The organism is Planomonospora algeriensis (assembly GCF_977012225.1).
In genome coordinates this window covers 1-4,187 of sequence record NZ_CDRNDK010000508.1, presented here as the reverse complement: position 1 = coordinate 4,187, position 4,187 = coordinate 1, and the positions used below count along the sequence as shown (strand labels likewise).

Sequence of the window (4,187 nt, the reverse complement as noted above, 5' to 3'; positions counted from 1 at the left end):
CTCAGGGCAGGGCTTGCCCTTCGTGAGGCTGCGCAAGCGGCTTAGCGAGAAGCCGTTCCCTTCAGGGAGCGGAGGAGTCACGAGCAGGATCTGGTTGGGCAGGCCGAACAGTATGCCCCATATCGTGACAGAGATCGAGGCTCCTGCCGAGTCCGTCCGTGACCGTCGGCTCCGGCGTCCCGGTCCACCGGTCACGTCACGCGGCCCACGGCTCAGCCGGGCGGCGCGGGAGCGGTTGCGATCGCCGAACCGGGGCGCAGAGCCCATGCCTCCGCCGTCGACGCCGGGGGAGTTCAGGCGTCCGGAGAGGAGTCGTCCAGGGCGTAGGAGAGGTAGCGGTCGGCGGAGCGGCGGACGGCCTCGGTGCCGTCGGTGCGCACGACCCGCTTCCACCAGCCGCCGTAGACGCGCTCGAACGGGTACGGCTCCAGCAGCGACAGGGCGCGGCGGACCGTCCGGGGACGTTCGGGGATCAGGTTGGGATAGCTGTACATGAAGCTCACCCAGCGGCGGTCGGCGACCACCTGGAGGATGTCGCCGGACAGCAGCGCGCCCCGGCCGTCCTCGTCGTCGCGCCAGTGCAGCACCTGGCCGCCGGCGAAGTGCACGCCCGCGTTGACCAGCGTCAGCCCGTCGAGGATCTCGCAGGTGTCGCCCTCCCAGAACACCACCGAGTCGTCGGGCCGGGCCACCCATTCCCGGTCGGCGGCGTGGATGTGGACCGGCGCGTCGAAGGCGTGCGCCCACTCGACCATCGAGCCGTAGAAGTGCGGGTGGCTGATCGCGATGGCGTCGATCCCGCCGAGTTCCCGGACCTCCCGGATCACGTCGTCGTCGAGGTGGCTGACCATGTCCCACAGAACGTTCCCGGCGGGCGTGCGGACCAGCAGGGCCCGCTGGCCGATGGCGGTGGCGGGGTCGGTGCCGATGCCGACCACCCCGGGGCCCTCCTCGGCGGCCTTCAGCCGGTGCCCGGAGGCGCGCAGCCCGTTCAGGGAGGTCCAGCGCTGCCCTCCCACCCCACGTACTGCCGCTCGTCCTCGCAGATCGGGCAGTTCTCACGCGGGGCGCCGTACTGGACCCCGCAGGTCACGCAGATGGGCAGATCGTTCACGGCGCCTCCCCGGCGAGGTCGTTCCCCTGCGGGGAGCGTACGGCACGGCCCCGGCCTCGGGCGGGTCCACCCCACGGCGTGGTGAACAGCCCACCGTGGGACGGCGCGGTGAGCGGTCCGTGGCCGGACGGGAGCGAGGTGTTTTTGGGATATTGAGAGCATCGGTGAAAAATCCACCGGCTTGTCGGCCATGATCTCCATAATTGTGATCCGCCGTCGAGTCGCCAGGGGAGCTCCACCATGCCGGACATCAGGCCGATCGGCCCGCAGGACCCCGGCCGAGTGGGCGGCCACCGGATCACCGGCCGGCTGGGCGGCGCGGTCTACCTCGCGGAGTCCCCGGCCGGGGAGCGGGTCGTCGTCCGGCTGCTGCCGGCCGGCCTCGACGGGGAGCGCCTCCTGGCCGCGGTGGAGCCGCTCCGGCGGGTCTCGGCGTTCTGCACCGCCGAGATCCTGGACACCGGGACGGCGGACGGACGGCCGTACATCGTGAGCGAGTACATCGACGGTCCCACGCTGAAAGAGGCGGTCGTCGCCGGCGGGACCCTGCACGGGGCCGCGCTGCACCGGCTCGCCGTCGGTACGGTGACCGCGCTGGTCGCCGGCCACCAGGCGGGCGTGACGCACGGCGGCATCCGGCCGGAGAGCATGATCCTCGGCCCGGACGGCCGCGCGTGACCGACTTCGGGGCGGCCGGGGCGCTCCCGGTCACCGACTCCGGCGCCACCCGCCCGGTCGGCCTCCCCGCCTTCACCGCCCCCGAACTGCTCCACGGCGCCGACCCCGCGCCGCCGTCCGACCTGTTCGCCTGGGCCGCGACCCTGGTCTACGCCGCGACCGGACGATCCCCTTTCGACGGCGGATCGACGGCCGTGACCGTCGATCGCGTCGTCCACGACGAGCCCGTCCTGGACGCGGTCCCCGACGACCTGCGCGGCGTCGTGGCGTCCTGCCTGGCCAAGGACCCCGCCGCCCGTCCGGTCGCGAGCGACGTCCTGCTCAAGCTGGTCGGCGAGCTCCTCACCACCGACCTCGGTCCCGTCCCGCCTCCCGCTCCCGCCGCGCGGCGGGGCCGCGGGCTGCTCCTGGGCGCCGGCGCGGTGGCGATCGCGCTGGTCTCGGCGGGCACCGTGTACCTGACCGTCCCGGAGCGGGCGGTCCCGGCGGCGGCAGGGGTCGCGGAACGCCCGGCCTCCCTCGCGGGGGAGGCGCTGCCCGCCGCCACAGCCACCGCCACCCGCGAGACGGTGCTCTACCCGCTGGAGGAGGTGGAGAAGGCGTCGAAGGACGTCACGCTGCCCGGCACCGGCGTCACGCTGCACGAGAACCCCGAGGACCCGGTACGGCTCGGCGCCTACGTCCGGCTCACCCGGCCGGCCGCCACCTTCGCCAGGGAGAAGGGCGAGGACACCTTCCGGGAGGTGGACCCCGGGACGCTGCCGGTGCTCTCCCCGGACGAGCGGTTCGCGGCGCTCAACCCGTCGGAGAAGTTCACCCAGTCGGACACCGACTACCTCAAGATCACAGAGGTGGCGACCGGAGAGGCCTTCACGGTGCCGACGGTGAAGCAGCCGTTCGAGGGCTTCTCCCAGCCCATGTGGTCCGCGGACGGCTCCACGGTCCTGCTGTCGATCCGCGAGTCGGCCAAGAGGGTGATCGCCGGCTTCGCGATCGTGGACGTGCGGGCGCGCAAGTCCACCTTCGTCGTCACGGAGCACATCGGAGGGGAGAGCGACCTGTTCACCTTCGCCCCGGGCGGTCTCGTCGCCCGGCGCTACTTCGACGGGAAGAAGACCGGCGCCGACTTCTTCAACCTCGACGGCCAGGTCGTCCGGACCATGCACTGGGTGGGGGACCCCCGCGGGATCGACTGGTTCTCCCCCTCCGAGAAACTCTTCTACACCGTCTGCCCGAAAAAGGAACAGGGCCTGTGCGTGTGGGACACGGCGACCGGCAACCGCCGCCACACCGTCCCCCTCGATCATGAAGGGCTCCTCGTCCTCGGCTGGTTCAACGAGAACCACCTGCTGGTGCAGCGGCCCACCGGGAAGAACCGGCAGGTCCAGGTGGTCGACTTCACCGGCGGTGTGCAGCGGGTGCTCGCCGACCTCGAGGGCGGCGAGGAGAAGGCGTACCTGCGCTTCACCCGAAGGCCGGCGTCCTGATGGCCGCCGGTCCGCTGCTGACCGGCGACCCCGAGCGGATCGGCGCGCACCGGCTCGTCGGCAGGCTCGGCGAAGGCGGGCAGGGCGTCGTCTACCTCGCCGAGGCCGCCTCGGGGGAGAAGTCGGCGGTGAAGCTCCTGCGCTCCGGGGCGGACGAGGCATCCTCGGCCGCGTTCGGCCGGGAGATCGAACTGGTCCTCCGGGTCAAGGACTTCTGCACGGCGCAGGTGCTGGAACACGGCGAGTTCGGCGGCGTGCCGTACCTCGTGAGCGAGTACGTCGACGGCCCCAGCCTGGCGCAGGCGATCTCCGGGCGGGGCCCGCTGCGCGGCGCGGAGCTGCGCAGGCTGGCGATCGGCACGCTGACCGCGCTGGCCGCGATCCACCGGGCGGGGGTGGTCCACCGCGACCTCAAACCGGCCAACGTGCTGCTGGGCCGCGACGGCCCCAGAGTGATCGACTTCGGGATCGCCCGGGCGGCCGACGCGGCGGACACGGTGACCGGACGCCTCGTCGGCACCCCGCCGTACATGGCGCCCGAGCAGTTCAGCGGTGTGCGGGCCGGACCGGCCTCCGACATGTTCGCCTGGGCGGCCACCGTGACCTGCGCGGCGACCGGGGCGCCGCCCTTCGGGACGGGGCCGGTGCCGGTGACGGTCCACCGGATCCTGTCCGCCGAGCCGGACCTGGGGGAGCTCGACGGCGAACTGCGGGACCTGGTCCTGGAATGCCTGTCCAAGGATCCGGCCACGCGGCCGACCGCCACGGCCGCCCTGCTGCGACTGCTCGGGCACGCCGAGGCGCCGCAGCACCTCCTGACCGGGAGGCGCGGTCCGGCGGCCCCGCCGGACGCGGGCGACACGCGTCCCGTTCCCCGGACGCGGAACCGGCGCCGGATCGCCGCGGCC

General features: G+C 73.2%; 5 protein-coding genes. 3 read left to right on the top strand and 2 right to left on the bottom strand.

Going from position 1 to position 4,187, the window contains the following annotated elements:
- Positions 1 to 293 precede the first annotated feature (293 nt).
- Together ACWJ6R_RS31325 and ACWJ6R_RS31320 are read right to left on the bottom strand one after the other, a co-directional pair.
- Positions 294 to 1,019, bottom strand: coding sequence for an MBL fold metallo-hydrolase (locus ACWJ6R_RS31325; RefSeq protein WP_449065680.1), 726 nt, complete (start codon positions 1,017 to 1,019; stop codon positions 294 to 296).
- Entirely contained in the window at positions 992 to 1,114 is a 123-nt protein-coding gene (locus tag ACWJ6R_RS31320; protein ID WP_449065679.1) for a hypothetical protein, read from the bottom strand. The genes ACWJ6R_RS31325 and ACWJ6R_RS31320 overlap by 28 nt, the downstream gene beginning before the upstream one ends.
- A gap of 240 nt (positions 1,115 to 1,354) precedes the next feature.
- On the opposite strand from ACWJ6R_RS31320, the gene ACWJ6R_RS31315 reads away from it, so the two are divergent.
- The 3 genes from ACWJ6R_RS31315 to ACWJ6R_RS31305 form a co-directional block, all read left to right on the top strand.
- Positions 1,355 to 1,792, top strand: coding sequence for a hypothetical protein (locus tag ACWJ6R_RS31315; RefSeq protein ID WP_449065678.1), 438 nt, complete (start codon positions 1,355 to 1,357; stop codon positions 1,790 to 1,792).
- Positions 1,789 to 3,279: a protein kinase domain-containing protein gene (locus ACWJ6R_RS31310; protein WP_449065677.1), complete on the top strand. Its 1,491-nt coding sequence runs from the start codon at positions 1,789 to 1,791 to the stop codon at positions 3,277 to 3,279. The genes ACWJ6R_RS31315 and ACWJ6R_RS31310 overlap by 4 nt, the downstream gene beginning before the upstream one ends.
- The coding region (locus ACWJ6R_RS31305; protein WP_449065676.1) for a serine/threonine-protein kinase at positions 3,279 to 4,187 on the top strand (909 nt) is incomplete at its 3' end. The genes ACWJ6R_RS31310 and ACWJ6R_RS31305, both read left to right, overlap by 1 nt.